This is a genomic window from Streptomyces sp. NPDC001002 (genome assembly GCF_053599215.1).
Window position 1 is genome coordinate 1 of the sequence record NZ_JBSFLV010000001.1, and the last position, 15459, is coordinate 15459.

Genomic DNA, 15459 nt, shown 5'->3' on the forward strand with positions numbered 1-15459 from the left:
GCCTGGTCTGAGAGGGAACTGAGAGGTCCGCTGAGGAAGGTGAGGGCAGCCCACAGGGCACGCTCGACGACTACGTCTACCTGGAGCACGGCGCGCACTACGCGATCGGCGCGCTGGCCGTGATCCTCCTGGTCACCATCCAGTACCAGATCAACGAGGTCATCACCGGCCTCGTCGGCGTGGTCCTGATCGGCTGGTCCTTCTGGTCCTCCGTCCGCCGCAACCGAGCCCTGGCAGCGGCAGAGGGAAAAGCGACGGGCACGGACGAGAAGACTGAGGTCTCGTCCGGGGTGTGACACCCCTCAGGGGGCGGGAACGCTCTCAGCGGGGCGGCCGGAAGCCTCCGGCCGCCCTGCCGGTTTTTCCACGTGAGCGCCGTGAACACGGTGGACTTAGGGGCGGGCGGGAATGGGCTTCTTCGACGGAATCCTGGGTGGCCGGAAGGGCGAGTTCGACTCCGGCAGCGCGGCCACGAACGCCATCGAGCTGACCAAACGGCACCATCAGGTCTCCCTCACCAAGCAGGGAGCGGCCACCGGACACCTGCGCGTCAACCTGAACTGGCGGATGCGGACCTCCGACATAGGCGGCTCGCCCCGCGAGTCCCTGCTGCGGCACCCCTTCAAGGCCCTCAAGCCGCCGGAGGTCATGGGCCACAGCCAGAGCATGGTCAACGTCGACCTCGACCTCGGCTGCCTCTACGAGCTGATGGACGGCTCCAAGGGCGTCGTACAACCCCTCGGCGGCTATCTCGGGGACACCAACGGACCGCCGTACGTCAAGCTCAGCGGCGACGACCGGTTCGGCTCGGCGTCCGGCGAGACGATCTACATCAACCTCGACCACCGCGACGAGATCAAGCGCCTGCTGGTCTTCGTCTACATCTACGACCAGACCCCGGCGTTCGACCGCACCCATGCGAGCGTCACGCTCTACCCGAGCAACGGCCCCCGCATCGAGATCCACCTCGACGAACGCCACCCCCAGGCCCGCTCCTGCGCGGTCGTGATGATCGAGAACATCAAGGGCGAACTGATCGTGCGCCGCGAGGTGAAGTTCGTCTACGGCTTCCAGGCCGAGCTGGACCGCCTGTACGGGTGGGGACTGCAGTGGGGCCGGGGCTACAAGGCGAAGGCGGAGCGCTAGCGGCCTGCCGGCCGGGCCCGCCCTCGCCCGCTGCCCGCCCTCAAGCGCTCTCTCAGGGCCGGATGAACTGCGGCCCCTGAGGAGGCAGCTGGACATCCGGTGCGGGCACCGTCGTCACCGGAGGCGGATAGCCGTAGCCGCCGTAGGCAGGCTGGCTGGTGGGCTGCGGATAGCCGTACGCGGGCTGGGTGGCCGGCGGCTGCTGCGGATAGCCGTAGTCCGGCTGGGCCGGGACCGTGGCCGGCTGCTCCGGGGGCAGCGGCTGGGCGGGGGCGTCCGGCTGGGAGGACGAGGCGTCCGGCGCCTGCGGGGACGGCTCCGGGGCCGTCTCCGACTCGTCCACCGTGATGCCGAAGTCGATCGCGAGCCCCCGCAGACCGTTCGAGTAGCCCTCGCCCAGGGCGCGGAACTTCCAGCCCTCCCCGCGGCGGTAGAGCTCGCCGCAGACCAGCACGGTCTCCTTGCCGGTCTCCGGCTTGATGTCGAAGTGCAGCAGCGGTTCGCCGTCCGCGACCGACGCGTCGTACAGCAGGATGCGTAGCCCCTGTACCCGGTCGAAGGTGACGTCCTCCGCCGAAGCGACCAGCAGAATCTGGCTGATGGCGGGCTCGACACCGGCCAGATCTGTCTGGATGGTGTCGGTGGGGCCATCGGCGGCACGTTTCTTGCCGAGCCACCAGACCTTCCCGGAAGGGTGCCGGGGCTGGTTGTAGAAGACGAAGTCCTCGTCGGAGCGGGCACGACCTTCGGGGCCGAGGAGCAGCGCGGAGGCGTCGACGTCCGGAACTCCCGGCCCGGGCGTCCAGCGCAGCACGGCCCGTACCGTGGTGGCTTCCAGCGGGACGTTCGACCCCTTCAGCATCGCGTGCGTCATGCGGTCATCCTGCCCTCTCGGTCCTGGTCACGACAATGCGGGGGGCCTACGGCCCACCACCGTTGTGCCCGTTGGCGTTACCAGAAATTCATGACCGACGGGAACCCTTGACATGGGTCCATACGTACTATTACCGGCCACCTGTTCCAGAATCCACAGGCTTACCTTGCGCCACGGGGGAGTTTTATGCGTCATTTCGGGCACATCGCCCCTGAGGTGCGACAGCGTCTCTTCCATCAGGAGCCGTGCGAGTTCACCGCCGACTCCCCGGCCCGGCTGCTCTCCGCGGCCCTGGGCGCCACGCTGTACAGCCCGGCCACCCGGCCGCGCCTCGCCGACGACATCGTCAAGCAGGCGGCACTCGGCGTGGTCTCGATGGTGCTGTGCCTGGAGGACTCGATCGACGACGCGGACGTCGCCGCGGGCGAGGAGAACCTCGTCCGCCAGTTCGCCGACCTCGACGCACGCGTGGGCGCGGACGTCCCGCTGCTGTTCATCAGGGTGCGCACGCCCGAGCAGATCCCCGACCTCGTCCAGCGACTCGGCGCGACCGTCCGGCTGCTGTCCGGATTCGTCTTCCCGAAGTTCACCGAGGAGCGCGGCATCCCGTTCCTGGAGGCCCTGGCGAGCGCCGAGACCGTGAGCGGCCGCCGGCTGTTCGCCATGCCCGTCCTCGAATCGCCCGAGCTGCTGTACCGCGAGTCGCGCGTGGAGACCCTGGAGGGCATCTTCCGCGCCGTCGACAAGTACCGCGACCGCGTCCTCGCCCTGCGCCTGGGCGTCACCGACTTCTGCTCCTCCTACGGCCTGCGCCGCGCCCCCGACATGACGGCCTACGACGTCCACGTCATCGCCTCCGTGATCTCGGACGTGGTGAACATGCTGGGCCGGGCCGACGGCACCGGATTCACGGTGACCGGGCCGGTGTGGGAGTACTTCCGCGTCCCCGAGCGCATGTTCAAGCCGATGCTGCGCACCAGCCCCTTCCTGGAGGGGCAGGCGGTGGAGCTGCGGATCAAACTGATCGAGCACGCCATGGACGGGCTGCTGCGGGAGATCTCCCTGGACCAGGCCAACGGCCTGATGGGCAAGACCTGCATCCACCCCTCCCACGTCCTGCCCGTGCACGCGCTGTCCGTGGTCAGCCACGAGGAGTTCAGCGACGCCGCGGACATCGTGCGCCCCGGCCGGGACGGCGGAGGCGTGCTGAGATCGGCGTACACGAACAAGATGAACGAGGTGAAGCCGCACCGCGCATGGGCCGAGCGGACCATGCTGCGGGCCGAGATCTTCGGCGTGGCGCACGAGGACGTGAGCTTCGTCGACCTGCTCGCCGCGGGCATCCCCGGCTGAGCGTCGCCATCCGGGACCGTCTCGGGACTAACTAGGGAATCGTCATCAACGCAGTGAACAACGGGGTCTGGTCCGGGACCTGGGTCGCCGAGCGACTCGGGCTCGAACTCGTGGGCGACACCAAACTGACCGACCTGCTGGGCCTCGCCCTGCGCCGCAACCCCAAGCGCGCGCATCTCCTGGTCTCCAACGTGCTCGGCAAGCACGTACCCCAGGCACCGTCCGTCGTCTACGGCTACGGGTTCGCCCTCGGCCGTCGCGTACGGGAGTTGTTGGGCACGGAAGAGGCCCGCGCGGCGGTCGTCCTCGGTTACGCGGAGACGGCCACCGGTCTTGGCCACTCGGTCGCCGACGGCATCGGTCTCGCCCCCTACCTCCACTCCACGCGCCGCCCTGTCGCGGGGGTCGCGACGGCGGGCGGTTTCGAGGAGGCGCACTCCCACGCGACGTCCCATCTCCTGCTGCCGGAGGACCCCGAACTGCTGGTCGGCGACGGGCCGTTGGTGCTCGTGGACGACGAGTTCTCGACGGGCAACACGGTCCTGAACACGATCCGCGATCTGCACGAGCGGTATCCGCGGGGTCGTTATGTCGTGGTCGCGTTGGTCGACATGAGGTCGGCGGCGGATTCTGGGCGGCTGGAGGTTTTCGCGCGGGAGATCGGCGCGCGTGTTGATCTGGTGACGGCGGCTTCGGGGACCGTACGGCTCCCCGAGGGGGTCCTGGAAAAGGGACAGGCATTGGTGGCGCAGTACGAGGCGCCCCTGAAAGACAGCGGCGTCCGCGCCGAAGCCGACTTCACCGTCGAAGCCAACTCGGATGTCAACGCCCTAGGGGCGCGGGGAACTGCGCGACCAGCCCCCACCGGCTCGCACCCGACCACCGAACCTCTCCTCGGCCGCATCGACCGCGTCGAACTGTGCTGGCCCCGAGGCCTCCCCGACGGCGGTAGACACGGCTTCACCCCCGCCCATAGAGCCCGCCTCGAAAACGCCCTCCCCGCCATGGCCGCCCGCCTTGCAGAGGCCCTCCCCGCCGACGCGCGAAGCGTCCTCGTGCTCGGGTTCGAGGAGCTGATGTACACGCCCCTCAGACTCGCCCGCGAACTGGAACAGGTCGCCGACGCCGACGTCCGCTACTCCACCACCACCCGCTCACCCGTCCTCGCCGTCGACGACCCCGGCTACGCGATACGCAACCGCATAGTCTTCCCGGCCCACGACACCCCGGCCGACGGCCCCGGCGAGCGGTACGCCTACAACGTGGCCGCCAGCGCGAGCGAACCCGGTTTCGACGCCGTCGTCGCCGTCGTCGACTCCACCGCCGACACCCCCGAACTGCACGCGCCGGACGGCCTGTTGGCCCGGCTCGCGGCACACGCCCCGCAGATCCTGCTCGCGGTCGTCCCCTCCTACGTACCCGAACCCCTGTACGTCCCCGAAAGGCCCCCGATGCTGCCCGAGCCCCTCCGCGGCCCCGCGTTCTCCTCGTACCCGCCCGACGAGGTCGGCTGGCTGCTCCAGGACCTCTCGGACGTGACCCTGGAGGCACCGACCGAGGAGCGCGAGGAGGCCATCCAGAGCGGCGGCGCCCACTACGCGGAGTCGCTGCCGGTCGAGTACCAGCCCAGCGAGCAGTACCAGGAGCTGTTCCAGGCCGCGCTCAAGACGTCCGCCACCCGGATCGCGCAGGCGGTCGGAGCCGTCACCGAGATCGTGCTCGCCGAGCGCTCGCCCCGCCCGGTCCTCGTCTCGCTGGCCCGCGCCGGCACCCCCGTCGGCGTCCTGATGCGCCGCTGGGCCCAGTTCCGGCACGGCGTCGAACTGCCGCACTACGCCGTCTCGATCGTGCGCGGCCGCGGTATCGACGTCAACGCGCTGCGCTGGCTGGCCGCCCACCACGACCCGGCCGACGTCGTGTTCGTCGACGGCTGGACCGGCAAGGGCGCGATCACCCGCGAACTCGCCCAGGCGGTGCGGGAGTTCGAGGCCGCCGAAGGAGTCAGCGGCTTCGACCCGGAGATCGCGGTCCTGGCCGACCCGGGTTCGTGCGTACGCACCTACGGCACCCGCGCGGACTTCCTCATCCCCTCCGCGTGCCTCAACTCGACTGTGTCCGGGCTGATTTCGCGCACGGTCCTGCGCTCCGACCTGGTCGGCCCGCACGACTTCCACGGCGCCAAGTTCTACCGCGAACTCGCCGGCGCGGACGTCTCGGTGGACTTCCTGGACGCCGTCGCCGCCCGCTTCCCCGAGGTCACGGAGGCGGTCGACGCCCAGACCAAGGAGCTGCTGTCCGGCGACCGGACCCCAACCTGGGAGGGCTGGGCGGCGGTTGAGCGGATCAGCGAGGAGTACGGCATCCACGACGTGAACCTCGTCAAGCCCGGCGTCGGCGAGACCACCCGCGTGCTGCTGCGCCGGGTGCCCTGGAAGATCCTCGCCCGAGCGGGCGCCGGCGCCGACCTCGACCACGTACGCCTGCTCGCCGAACAGCGCGGCGTACCGGTCGAGGAGGTCGGCGAACTCCCGTACACCTGCGTGGGGTTGATCCACCCCCGCTTCACCCGTGGCGCGACCGGCGCCGACGGCAGGGCGGTGGCGGTCTGATGCCGGTACTGGTGGCGAGCGACCTCGACCGTACGCTCATCTACTCCGCGGCGGCCCTCGCGCTGACCATGCCCGACGCGCGGGCGCCCCGGCTGCTCTGCGTCGAGGTGCACGAGAGCAGGCCGCTGTCCTTCATGACGGAGACGGCGGCCGGGCTGCTCACCGAACTCGGCGACGCGGCGGTCTTCGTACCGACGACGACCCGGACCCGTAAGCAGTACCAGCGCATCAACCTGCCAGGCCCCGAACCGAAGTTCGCGATCTGCGCCAACGGCGGGCACCTGCTCGTCGACGGTGTCTCCGACGCGGACTGGCACGCGCGCGTGACGGCACGGCTGGCGGACGAGTGCGCGCCGCTCGCGGAGGTCGAGGACTACCTCGCGGCCTCCGCCGACCCGCTGTGGCTGCGCAAGCAGCGCAACGCCGAGGACCTGTTCGCCTACCTCGTCGTCGAGCGCGAGCTGCTGCCCGAGGAGTGGGTGAAGGAACTGGCCGCCTGGGCCGAGAACCGCGGCTGGACGGTCTCCCTGCAGGGCCGCAAGATCTACGCCGTGCCCAAGCCGCTCACCAAGAGCGCCGCCATGCACGAGGTGGCCCGCCGCACCGGCGCCGAACTGACGCTGGCCGCGGGGGACTCACTCCTCGACGCCGACCTGCTGCTCGCCGCCGATCGCGGATGGCGGCCGGGGCACGGGGAGTTGGCCGAGGCGGAGTTCACGGCCCCGGGCATCACCGCCCTGCCCGAGCGGGGCGTGCTGGCCGGCGAACGGATCCTCCGGGAGTTCCTGAAGGCCTCCGCCGCGCCCCGCTGACGCAGGTCAGGAGCAGCAGCCCCCGCCGCAGCAACCGCCGCCTCCGCCGCCCGCCTGGGGCGCGGGGGCGGACTTGCTGACGCCCCCCACGGCCACCGTCGACAGCAGCTTCACCGTGTCGTCGTGCCCGGCCGGACAGTCGGCGGGCGCGCCGGACTCGGCCATCGGGCGGTTCAGTTCGAACGTGTCGCCGCAGGTCCGGCAGCGGTACTCGTAGCGAGGCATGGGCACAGGTTAACGGGCGGCGCGGGATCGTCGTACAGACATGGCAGACCGTCGTACGACGGCGGTACCACCGTCAGTGGACGCGACGGCCGTACCACTCTCAGTGGACGCGACGGCCGTACCACTCTCAGTGGACGCCTCCGCGCTCCTCGCGGATCTGCGCGACCACGCGTGCCACCGACTGCCGGACCGCTTCCGTCTCCGTCAGGAAGTGCCAGTAGTCGGGGTGGCGGCCCTCCAGGCCGGTGATCGCCCGGTCCAGGCGGGCCACGGCCTCGTCCAGCGGGCGGGCCTGGCGGGGGTCGGGGGTGCTGCGGCCGGACATCGCCAGGCGCTGGGCGTCCCGGATGGCGAAACGGGTGCGGTCGATCTCCTGCTGCGGATCCTTCTGCACGGCGTTGAGCCGGCGCAGCCGGTCGCCGGCGGCCGAGACCGACTCGTCCGTCGTGTTCAGCAGCGCGCGGACCGTCGACAGCAGTGCGGTCGCGTCCGGCCAGCGCTGGGCGTCCCGCGCGGACTGCGCCTCCTTCAGCTTCAGCTCCGCCTGCCGTACGTTCTCCCCGGCCTGGTCGGGCACGTGCTGGAGATCCTGCCAGCAAGCCGCGGTGAAGCGGCGGCGCAGCTCGCTCAGCACCGGATCGACCTGCCCGGCACGGGTGGTGAGCGCCTGGGCGCGCGTGCGCAGTGAGACCAGCCGGTGGTCGATCTCGGCGGCCTTCTCCGGCAGCCGCTCCGCCTCCACCCGGATGGTCGCGGCCTCCCGCGCCACCCGCTCGGCCCGCTCCAGGGTCTCCGGCACACCGTGCTGTCCCGCGCCCTGGTTGAGCTTGGTCAGCTCGGGGGCGAGGGTGGCGAGCCGGGCGGCGAGGTCGTCGGCGCGCAGCCCTGACTCCCGTACCGCGTCCAGGGCGTTCGACGCGGCGAGCAGGCCCTGCCTGGCCCGTTCGACCGCCGGGGCGAGGCGGGCCAGCTGGGTCTCGGCCTTGCCGATCAGCGGGCCGAGGCTGTCGCCGAAGCGGTCCAGCTCGCGCTTGACGTTCGCGAGTTCGTCCTTGGCCTTGGTCAGTTCGGTGCGCGCGTGGGCGGCGACCGACGCCTCCAGCTCGTCCCGGTCCAGGTCGTGCGCGTCGACCGCCTCGATGTACTGCCGGCTGGCCTCGTCGATGCGACGGCCCAGCGCCTCGAAGTCGGCGACCACGCGCCGGGCGGCGGGCGAGTCGTCCACGGCCGTGATGGTCTCTATCGAGATCCGCAGATCCCGCTGGGCGGTGTCCAGCTCGTAGAACGCGGCCGCCGCCGCGTCCTTCGCGGCCTGCGCCTCGGCCCGCTGACTCTCGGCCCGGCCGCCGAACCAGCGCCGGGTGCCGCCGCCGGCGAACGCGACGGGCAGGGCGAGGGCGACGACCAGCGGCAGCGCGAGGAGGGTGAGGGTGTCCCGCACCGACGGCGAGTACGGCTTCCCAGGTGTCGCCGTCACATGCCTCTCCCGAGCTGTCATCCGTCCTTACCCGTTACCGGTGTCTCGTTTCATTCTCCCACCGGTTAAGGACGAACACACGGGCCGGTTAGTTCGCGGTCTTCAAAGTGACTTTTCCATCACCGGTGCGAGCGGTCACGACATGCGGGCTGCCGCTGTCACGGGGCACGGAGACATCCACGCCTCCGTCGCCGGTCTGGGTCGTGACGCGGTACGAGGCACGCGGCAGCGCGATGGTCACGGAGCCGTCGCCGGAGCGGGACTCCACCAGGTCCGGTACGGCGCTCAGTTCGAGGTGCACGGAGCCGTCACCGGTCTGCGTACGCACCTGGCGCGAGGAGACGTCGGCGTGCACGGACCCATCACCCGTCCGCACCTGGAGCTGCCCGCTGGAGTCGGTGACATGCACGGAACCGTCACCCGTACGGATGTTCAGCGCGTCCTTGAACCCACGGGCCCGCACACTCCCGTCCCCGTCCTCCACCTTCACGGCGACCCCGCGCGGCACCTCGATCCGGTGCTTGGCCGCGCAGTCGGCGACGACGCCGCTGCACTTCATCCTGAGCACCAGCCGGTCGCCCTTCATGGACCAGGTCACCTTCGGGTCCGACCCGATGGCCACGCTCCCCTGGAACCACCGGGTCACCTCGATCTTCCCCGCCGCGTTCGAATCCGCCGCGACGATCTCCAGCGCCGAGTCGTCGGAATCGACGGTGAGCGTCTTCCCCTCCAACGCGAACGTCCGGTGATCAGGATCCTTGTCGTCCCCGGCGGACGCCCCGCACGCGGTGGCACCCCCGACGAGCAGTGCGACGGCTCCGATGGCAAGGGCGGTACGGGCTGTGGTGGTGCGGTCCATGGCGGTCTCCCCCTGAGGCGGTTGTGCAGGCTCTACGACCGTACGGAGCGGGGGGCCGCGGAGGGATCCGGGCGGCTCCCGGATCTGGGGTGGGGATAACCCCCGATCCGACTCAGGGTCATCCCTGATACGCGTTTGCGGGACACTGGCCAGGGCAAGGTAGGCTGTCGACTCGTCTTGACCCGCGGGTGCGTAGCTCAGGGGTAGAGCGCCTGCCTTACAAGCAGGATGTCGGCGGTTCGAAACCGTCCGCGCCCACGTTGGAATGAACAAGAGAAGGCCCCGGCCGCATCGGCCGGGGCCTTCTGCGTTCGAGGACGCGTCAGATGTCCTCGGCTCCGCCCTCGTCCCCGTGCGCGTACTTCAGTCTCATCCGGGCCTGGACCCGCTCTCCTTGTGTGACCTCCACCCAGAAGCGGTGGGTGGTGACGAAGACGGCCAGTTCGTGTTCGCGTTGGCGGAGCTTCTCCACCTCGGCCTGTTCGTCGGACGTCCAGCCGGGGGACGCGGGGCGCTCCACCTTGCGCCAGCCGCCCTCGTCGCTGAAGCCGTCGAGGGGTACGACCGACCAGGGCAGCCGCTTGAGCAGGGCCGACAGTTCGGCCCGGACCTGATGCAGCTCCTCCTGACCGGCGAGGAGGTCACTCGGAAAGTCGTAGGTCTCAGCCACGGCGCAATGGTACGCCTGTTCGAATTTGGGATGCGAGTTCCTTCACGGGGTTCATGCGAACGGGTGCGGTTGGGTGGGGTGATCGGGCGGGGCGGGATGATCGGGCTGGGCTGGGCGGAGTTCCGGCCGGTGCTCAGTAGCCGGGCGGGATGTGGTCCTGCGGCCAGTCGGCCACGTCTGCCGCGCCGTCGTTCATCTGCGCCCGCTCGGCCACGGCCGGGTCGGTCGAGTCGGAGACCAGCTCCGCGACGCGCAGCGTGCACTCCCACTCCGACAGCTTGCCTTTGATCACCACCAGGTATGTCTCCTGGTCGGCGAAGCGGTACACGCGACGCCGCTTCTCGACGATGTTCTTGCTCGGCAAGTAGGTGTGGAGGGCGGCATGGAGCGCCTTGAGTGCCTGGTCCTTCGTTTCCAGCCCATGGCAGATGAACTCGGTCCTGTAAACGTCGCTGTAGTACTCCGCGATCACGACCCAGTTGCCCATCCGCTCCCCCTCGGCACCGCTGCCAGTCAGCCACAGGGCGGCCTCCGGAGCAAGAGTGAGGCGGGCCGAGGGGTGTCCGCACAACGGGTGCGGCTGCGTCCTCGCGCGTCAGTTGGGGTGGTCCGGCGACCGCCACAACCAGCGCAACGCATCCGGGAGCAGGACGCCACCACGGCCCGGGTGCCGGAATGCCGGCACTACAGTGGACTGGATAGTCCAGTCCTAGGGAGTCGTGGCATGCGTGGTGAGTTGACCGCCAAGGGGAAGGCGACCCGGAGTCGGATCGTCGAGGGGGCCGCGGCGGTGTTGCGGGAGAAGGGTGTTGCCTCGGCGACGTTGGACGACGTCATGGCGCGGACCCGGACCAGCAAGAGCCAGCTGTTCCACTACTTCCCGGCCGGCAAGGACGAACTCCTCATCGCGGTCGCCCAGTTCGAGGCGGATCAGGTGCTCGCGGACCAGCAGCCGTATCTGGGCTGTCTCGACTCGTGGGAGGCCTGGGGGCGCTGGCGGGACGTCGTGATCGAGCGCTACGAGGCGCAGGGGGACCAGTGTCCGCTCGGGTCGCTGCTTCTTCAGGTCGGACGCTCGACTCCCGGGATGCGGGCGATCGTGATCGAGCTGGCGCGTCAGTGGCAGGAGAGCCTGGCCAGGGGGATCAGGGCGTTGCAGGCGCGTGGCCTGGTCCCCGAGGACGTCGACGTCGACATGCGGGCCGCGGCGCTGCTCGCCGGGATCCAGGGAGGCGTGTCGATCCTGCTGTCGACGGGGCGGTCCACCCACCTGCGTGCCGCGCTCGATCAGGGGATCGCCGACCTGCGGCACGCCGGCAGTGTCATGGCGTGACCCGGCCCCCGGCTCACGCACTCCGGTCGTGGCTCAGGCCGCGATGACCGCAGCGGTCGTACGGCCGCCGTCGACGTCGAGCACGATGCCGTGCACGAACGAGGACTCGTCGCTGGCCAGGTACACCGCCGCGCTCGCGATGGCGTCCGGCGTGCCCATGCCGCCCGCGGGGGTGCCCTTCATCATGATTTCGGCAGGGTGGGTCTCGCCGGGTACCGGCGTCTGCACCACGCCCGGGGAGATCGCGTTCACGCGTACCCCCTGCGGCCCGAACTCCGCAGCCCAGGCCCGGGTCAGCGTCTCCACGGCCCCCTTGGTGGAGCTGTAGAGCGCGGCGACCGGGATGCCCAGGCGGGCGATCCAGGAGCCCAGGTTGATGATCGCTCCGCCGCCGGCCTCCGCCATGGCGGGGGCGACGGCCGCGGTCAGGAAGAACGGGGCCTTCACGTTGACGGCGTAGACCTGGTCGAAGGTCTTCTCGTCGGTGGCCGCCGTGGCGTCGCCGGGGTAGATGCCGGCGTTGTTGACCAGGACGTCGATACGGCCCCCGAGGACCGCCGTCGCCTCCTCGGCCAGCGCCTGCGAGGCGGCGGCGCTGCCGTCCAGGTCGATCCGTACGAAATCGGCCCGGCCGCCGCGGGCGCGGATGCCGTCGACGACCTCCTGGCCCCGCTCGGCGCTGCGGCCGGACACGGCGACGTGCGCCCCCTGGGCGGCGAAGGCCTCCGCGATCGCCCGCCCGATGTTGCTGGTCGCTCCGGTCACCAAGGCGGTCTTGCCCGCGAGCCGCATCGACATGTTCCACTCCGTTGCTCGAATCCCCACCGGCGGTCCGAACCGGGTCCTGGGTGGTGGGGCGGCCAGGACGCGGGTGCCACTGTGGTGCGAAAAAAATGGACTGGCAAGTCCAGAAGAGTGCCGGAAGAGTGCCGGAAGAGTGCCGGAAGAGTTCCGGGAGGCGGCGGGAATCAGGGGGAGTGCGGGGCCGCGGTGGTGCGTTCCGCCCGGGTCGGCAGCGTCCGGCCCAGGCGTGCGAGTGGGGACAGTGCCATCAGCACCGGGGAGAGCAGCATCCCCGCCGCCGTCGTCAGGAGGCCGGCCCGCAAGGTCCATTCCTGTGCGAGGAAGCCGCCCAGGAGGGAGCCGAGCGGAGTCATTCCCATGCCGGCGAACGTGATCGTGGCGGCCGCGCGCGCCTGCATCCCGTCCGGTGTGACCGCCTGTCGTACGGCCATCACCGTGACGTTCACCAACTGGCCGCCCGTCCCGAACACGAAGCCGACCGCGAGGAGCGCGGGAAGCGTCAGCGCGGAGGAGCCGTGCAACGCGGGTACGAAGAGGAAGGCGCCGTCGCCGAGCGCCGCCGCGGAGACGAGCACCGGGCCGTACCCGAACCGGCGCGGCAGGCGGGCGGCCAGTACCGAGCCCAGGAGCGCGCCCGGTCCCGTCGCCGCGAGCGCCAGGCCTACGGCGGTGCCCGAGAGGTGCAGTTCCCGGGGGAGGTAGAGCAGGTAGCCGGTCAGCGTGGCGGCGAAGAAGAACTGGAAGGCGGCCGAGGCGAGGCAGACCGTCCGCAGCGAGGTGTCGCCGAGGACGAAGCGGAGGCCCTCGTGGATCCGGCGCCATATGTGCGGGGCGCGTCGCGTGCGCTCCGGGATCGATTCGCGGTGCCGGATCCGGCGTATCGAGAGGAACGACAGCGCGAAGAACAGGGCGCTGGAGGCAGCCGCGATCGGTGCCGACAGCAGGGTCACCAACGTACCGCCGAGGGCGGGGCCGCCGATCTGGGCCGCGGATCTGCTGCCTTCGAGGGCACTGTTGCCCCGTACCAGCTGATCATGTGTCACCAGCCTTACCAGGGAAGCCTGGTAGGCCACGTCGAAGAACACGGACAGGGCGCCGACGGCGAAGGTGACCGCGAACAGGGCGGGCAGGCCGAGCGAGCCGAGGAGGGCGGCCACCGCGGCGGCGCCCAGGGCCAGGGTCCGGCCCGCGTCCGTCAGCACCATCACCGTGCGGGTCCGCCAACTGTCCACCCACGCACCGACGAAGAGCGAGAGCAACAGGATCGGCGCCTGCCCCACCGCACGGAGCGCGCCCAACTGGCCCGCACTGGCGTCGAGTGCCAGGACGGCGAAGAGCGGCAGCACCAACAGGCTGGTGTGTTCGCCGAGTTGAGAGACGGTCTGGCCCAACCAGAGGCTACGGAAGTCGCGGTCCCGCCACAGAATTCGCTCATCGTTGGGCACTTGCCGGACCACGACCCGGACCCTAGACCTCAACCGGGCCGACGGGAAAGGCGATTAACGCCGAGGCGGACCCCCGAGCGACTCGTGGAGTTCGAACGTCACCGCCGGTGGTAGTGCCGTCAGGTGCGGGCGGGCCTCGAACGCCTGGATCACGAACCCCGCGAAACGGCGGGAGGCCTTGGCCTGGAGGTCGGGCGACGCGGCGTGGATCCCCTTGTTGGCCATGAGGATCAGTACGAGGTCGTCGAGCGTGAAGTCGGGCCGCAGGCGCCCCGCTTCCTTGGCTCGCCGGGCCAGCGCGGCGACCGCTTTCCACTGGTGGTCACTGCTCGCCACCACGGCCGCGGCGTCCGCTCCCGGCAGCGTCGACATGAACGCCTCGGTGAACCCCCGGTCGCGCGCGTGCAGTTCACAGATCTTCTCGACGACCGTACGGAAACCACGCCACGGATCAGGATCGGCGCAGGCCGCGTCCACGATGTCCCGGCAGGCGCGCAGCTGGTCCGCGAATGCGGCGGTCACGAGGGCCTGCTTGGTCGCGAAGTGGCGGTACAGCGTGGCGGGTCCGACCTCGGCGTGCCGGGCGACCTCCCGCATTGGCACGTTCAGGCCCTCGGCGCGGAAGAGCGCGCGGGCCGCGTCGAGGATGCGTTCGCGGTTGAGCTGGGCGTCGGAGCGCAGGGTGTGAGGCAAATCGTGGGTCACGCTCTCACTTTAGCCAAACGGACGGGGGCGTCCGTTACGGTCCGAAACGGCGGCTGCAACCGCCTCGAACACCCCCGACCTGGACGGAGACCACGTTGAAGGCCATCGAGATCAAGTCGTTCGGAGCACCGGAAGGTCTGGCCGTGGTGGATCTTCCGGCGCCGCGACCTGCGGCCGGGCAGGTCCTCATCTCCGTCGAGGCGACGGGCGTCGGCGGCGTGGACACCCTGATACGCAGTGGCGCGCTGGCCTCCTACGGCTTCACGGCGGGGTTCGTCCCGGGTGGCGAGGTGGCGGGCACCGTCACCGCGGTCGGTGACGGCGTCGACGCGTCATGGATCGGCCGCCGGGTGTGGGGATCCCCGGGCGCCGGGGGCGGCTACGCGGAACAGGTCGTCGCCTCGGTGGAGCGGGTCGTTCCGCTCCCCGCCGAGCTGTCCGCCGTCGACGCGGTGACGCTGGGCAGTGCCGGGTCCGTCGCGCACTTCGCCCTCGCGCACGCCCATTTCGTGCCGGGGGAGACCGTCCTGGTGCGCGGCGCGTCCGGCAGCCTCGGGCTCATGACCGTACAGCTGGCGGCTCGCGGCGGAGCCGCGGCGGTCGCCGTCACGACCTCGTCGGCCGAGCGGGGTGAACGCCTGCGCGCGCTCGGCGCGACCCACGTCCTGGACCGCTCGGGCACCGGCGGCGCGGACGCGCCCGCCGGCTACGACGTCATCATCGACATCGTCGCCGGCCCCGACCTGCCCGCGTTCTTCGACCGGCTCGATCCGAACGGCCGCCTCGTCGCCGTCGGCATGGTCGGAGGCCGGCCGCCGGCGGACTTCGGTACGAAGCTCATGGCCTCGTTCCAGAGGTCGCTGACCTTCGCCACCTTCAGCCTCGACACGGTGGACGGGGCCGCCCTGCGGGCCGAGCGGACCGAGCAGTTCGCCGCCGCGGCCCGCGGTGAGCTCCAGGCGGTGGTCCACGAGGTGCTGCCGCTGGAGGAGGCCGTGGTGGCGCACCGGAAGATGGACGCCGGTGAGGTGTTCGGCAGGATCGTGCTGATCCCGTAGTCCGGCGCTTGTCCTGCGCGCCCGCCCGACTCCCGGCTCAGTCATTTGACACATTCCAGCGGACGGAATCCCCGGCACGGTGGAAGGAG

The 15459-nt window shown here is 70.7% G+C and carries 15 protein-coding genes, 1 tRNA gene and 1 pseudogene; 8 read left to right on the top strand and 9 right to left on the bottom strand.

Annotation, left to right across the window (positions count from 1 at the left end; all coding sequences use genetic code 11):
- Nucleotides 1-53 precede the first annotated feature (53 nt).
- Nucleotides 54-296, top strand: a pseudogene (locus tag ACWDR3_RS00005) (DUF475 domain-containing protein); the annotation flags it as partial.
- A 112-nt stretch (nt 297-408) separates the two neighbouring features.
- Nucleotides 409-1146 (top strand): TerD family protein, encoded by a 738-nt coding sequence (locus tag ACWDR3_RS00010; RefSeq protein ID WP_450349411.1) that lies wholly within the window; start codon nt 409-411, stop codon nt 1144-1146.
- Nucleotides 1147-1198: 52 nt separating this feature from the next.
- Here the strand turns inward: ACWDR3_RS00010 and ACWDR3_RS00015 are convergent, their stop codons facing one another.
- Complete coding sequence (locus ACWDR3_RS00015) at nt 1199-2020, bottom strand: TerD family protein (RefSeq protein ID WP_450349413.1); 822 nt, start codon at nt 2018-2020, stop codon at nt 1199-1201.
- Nucleotides 2021-2206: 186 nt separating this feature from the next.
- Here ACWDR3_RS00015 and ACWDR3_RS00020 point away from each other — a divergent pair, with 186 nt between their 5' ends.
- From ACWDR3_RS00020 to ACWDR3_RS00030, 3 genes are read left to right on the top strand one after another with little or no spacing between them, the layout of a single operon-like run.
- Nucleotides 2207-3373, top strand: coding sequence for an HpcH/HpaI aldolase/citrate lyase family protein (locus ACWDR3_RS00020; protein WP_450349415.1), 1167 nt, complete (start codon nt 2207-2209; stop codon nt 3371-3373).
- 53 nt (nt 3374-3426) lie between these two features.
- On the top strand, nt 3427-5982 hold the full coding sequence (locus tag ACWDR3_RS00025; RefSeq protein ID WP_450349417.1) for a phosphoribosyltransferase: 2556 nt from the start codon (nt 3427-3429) through the stop codon (nt 5980-5982).
- Nucleotides 5982-6794, top strand: coding sequence for an HAD family hydrolase (locus ACWDR3_RS00030; protein ID WP_450349419.1), 813 nt, complete (start codon nt 5982-5984; stop codon nt 6792-6794). The genes ACWDR3_RS00025 and ACWDR3_RS00030 overlap by 1 nt, the downstream gene beginning before the upstream one ends.
- Nucleotides 6795-6800: 6 nt before the next feature.
- Here the strand turns inward: ACWDR3_RS00030 and ACWDR3_RS00035 are convergent, their stop codons facing one another.
- From ACWDR3_RS00035 to ACWDR3_RS00045, 3 genes are all read right to left on the bottom strand, one after another.
- A complete protein-coding gene (locus tag ACWDR3_RS00035; RefSeq protein ID WP_450349421.1) occupies nt 6801-7019 on the bottom strand; it encodes an FmdB family zinc ribbon protein in 219 nt (72 codons plus the stop codon).
- Between the two features lie 127 nt (nt 7020-7146).
- Entirely contained in the window at nt 7147-8496 is a 1350-nt protein-coding gene (locus ACWDR3_RS00040) for a hypothetical protein (protein ID WP_450349423.1), read from the bottom strand.
- Nucleotides 8497-8584: 88 nt separating this feature from the next.
- Entirely contained in the window at nt 8585-9355 is a 771-nt protein-coding gene (locus ACWDR3_RS00045; protein ID WP_450349425.1) for a DUF4097 family beta strand repeat-containing protein, read from the bottom strand.
- 186 nt (nt 9356-9541) lie between these two features.
- Here ACWDR3_RS00045 and ACWDR3_RS00050 point away from each other — a divergent pair.
- Nucleotides 9542-9613, top strand: a tRNA-Val gene (locus ACWDR3_RS00050).
- A gap of 64 nt (nt 9614-9677) precedes the next feature.
- Here ACWDR3_RS00050 and ACWDR3_RS00055 read toward each other — a convergent pair.
- Entirely contained in the window at nt 9678-10025 is a 348-nt protein-coding gene (locus ACWDR3_RS00055) for a hypothetical protein (RefSeq protein ID WP_450349427.1), read from the bottom strand.
- Between the two features lie 133 nt (nt 10026-10158).
- A complete protein-coding gene (locus tag ACWDR3_RS00060) occupies nt 10159-10512 on the bottom strand; it encodes a hypothetical protein (protein WP_450349429.1) in 354 nt (117 codons plus the stop codon).
- Between the two features lie 237 nt (nt 10513-10749).
- Between ACWDR3_RS00060 and ACWDR3_RS00065 the strand changes: the two genes are divergently transcribed.
- Nucleotides 10750-11358: a TetR/AcrR family transcriptional regulator gene (locus tag ACWDR3_RS00065; protein WP_450349431.1), complete on the top strand. Its 609-nt coding sequence runs from the start codon at nt 10750-10752 to the stop codon at nt 11356-11358.
- Between the two features lie 33 nt (nt 11359-11391).
- On the opposite strand, the gene ACWDR3_RS00070 is transcribed toward ACWDR3_RS00065, so the two are convergent.
- From ACWDR3_RS00070 to ACWDR3_RS00080, 3 genes are all read right to left on the bottom strand, one after another.
- Nucleotides 11392-12156 (bottom strand): SDR family NAD(P)-dependent oxidoreductase, encoded by a 765-nt coding sequence (locus tag ACWDR3_RS00070; RefSeq protein ID WP_450349433.1) that lies wholly within the window; start codon nt 12154-12156, stop codon nt 11392-11394.
- A 170-nt stretch (nt 12157-12326) separates the two neighbouring features.
- Nucleotides 12327-13619 (bottom strand): MFS transporter, encoded by a 1293-nt coding sequence (locus ACWDR3_RS00075; protein WP_450349435.1) that lies wholly within the window; start codon nt 13617-13619, stop codon nt 12327-12329.
- Nucleotides 13620-13661: 42 nt separating this feature from the next.
- Entirely contained in the window at nt 13662-14312 is a 651-nt protein-coding gene (locus ACWDR3_RS00080) for a TetR/AcrR family transcriptional regulator (RefSeq protein ID WP_450349437.1), read from the bottom strand.
- 95 nt (nt 14313-14407) lie between these two features.
- Here ACWDR3_RS00080 and ACWDR3_RS00085 point away from each other — a divergent pair, with 95 nt between their 5' ends.
- Nucleotides 14408-15370, top strand: coding sequence for a zinc-dependent alcohol dehydrogenase family protein (locus tag ACWDR3_RS00085; RefSeq protein WP_450349439.1), 963 nt, complete (start codon nt 14408-14410; stop codon nt 15368-15370).
- Nucleotides 15371-15459 lie beyond the last annotated feature (89 nt).

Coding starts and splice junctions, on each gene's coding strand:
- ACWDR3_RS00065 (WP_450349431.1), top strand. CDS start 10,750: ATGCGTGGTGAGTTGACCGCCAAGGGGAAGGCGACCCGGAGTCGGATC.
- ACWDR3_RS00015 (WP_450349413.1), bottom strand. CDS start 2,020: ATGACGCACGCGATGCTGAAGGGGTCGAACGTCCCGCTGGAAGCCACC.
- ACWDR3_RS00020 (WP_450349415.1), top strand. CDS start 2,207: ATGCGTCATTTCGGGCACATCGCCCCTGAGGTGCGACAGCGTCTCTTC.
- ACWDR3_RS00045 (WP_450349425.1), bottom strand. CDS start 9,355: ATGGACCGCACCACCACAGCCCGTACCGCCCTTGCCATCGGAGCCGTC.
- ACWDR3_RS00030 (WP_450349419.1), top strand. CDS start 5,982: ATGCCGGTACTGGTGGCGAGCGACCTCGACCGTACGCTCATCTACTCC.
- ACWDR3_RS00070 (WP_450349433.1), bottom strand. CDS start 12,156: ATGTCGATGCGGCTCGCGGGCAAGACCGCCTTGGTGACCGGAGCGACC.
- ACWDR3_RS00060 (WP_450349429.1), bottom strand. CDS start 10,512: ATGGGCAACTGGGTCGTGATCGCGGAGTACTACAGCGACGTTTACAGG.
- ACWDR3_RS00035 (WP_450349421.1), bottom strand. CDS start 7,019: ATGCCTCGCTACGAGTACCGCTGCCGGACCTGCGGCGACACGTTCGAA.
- ACWDR3_RS00010 (WP_450349411.1), top strand. CDS start 409: ATGGGCTTCTTCGACGGAATCCTGGGTGGCCGGAAGGGCGAGTTCGAC.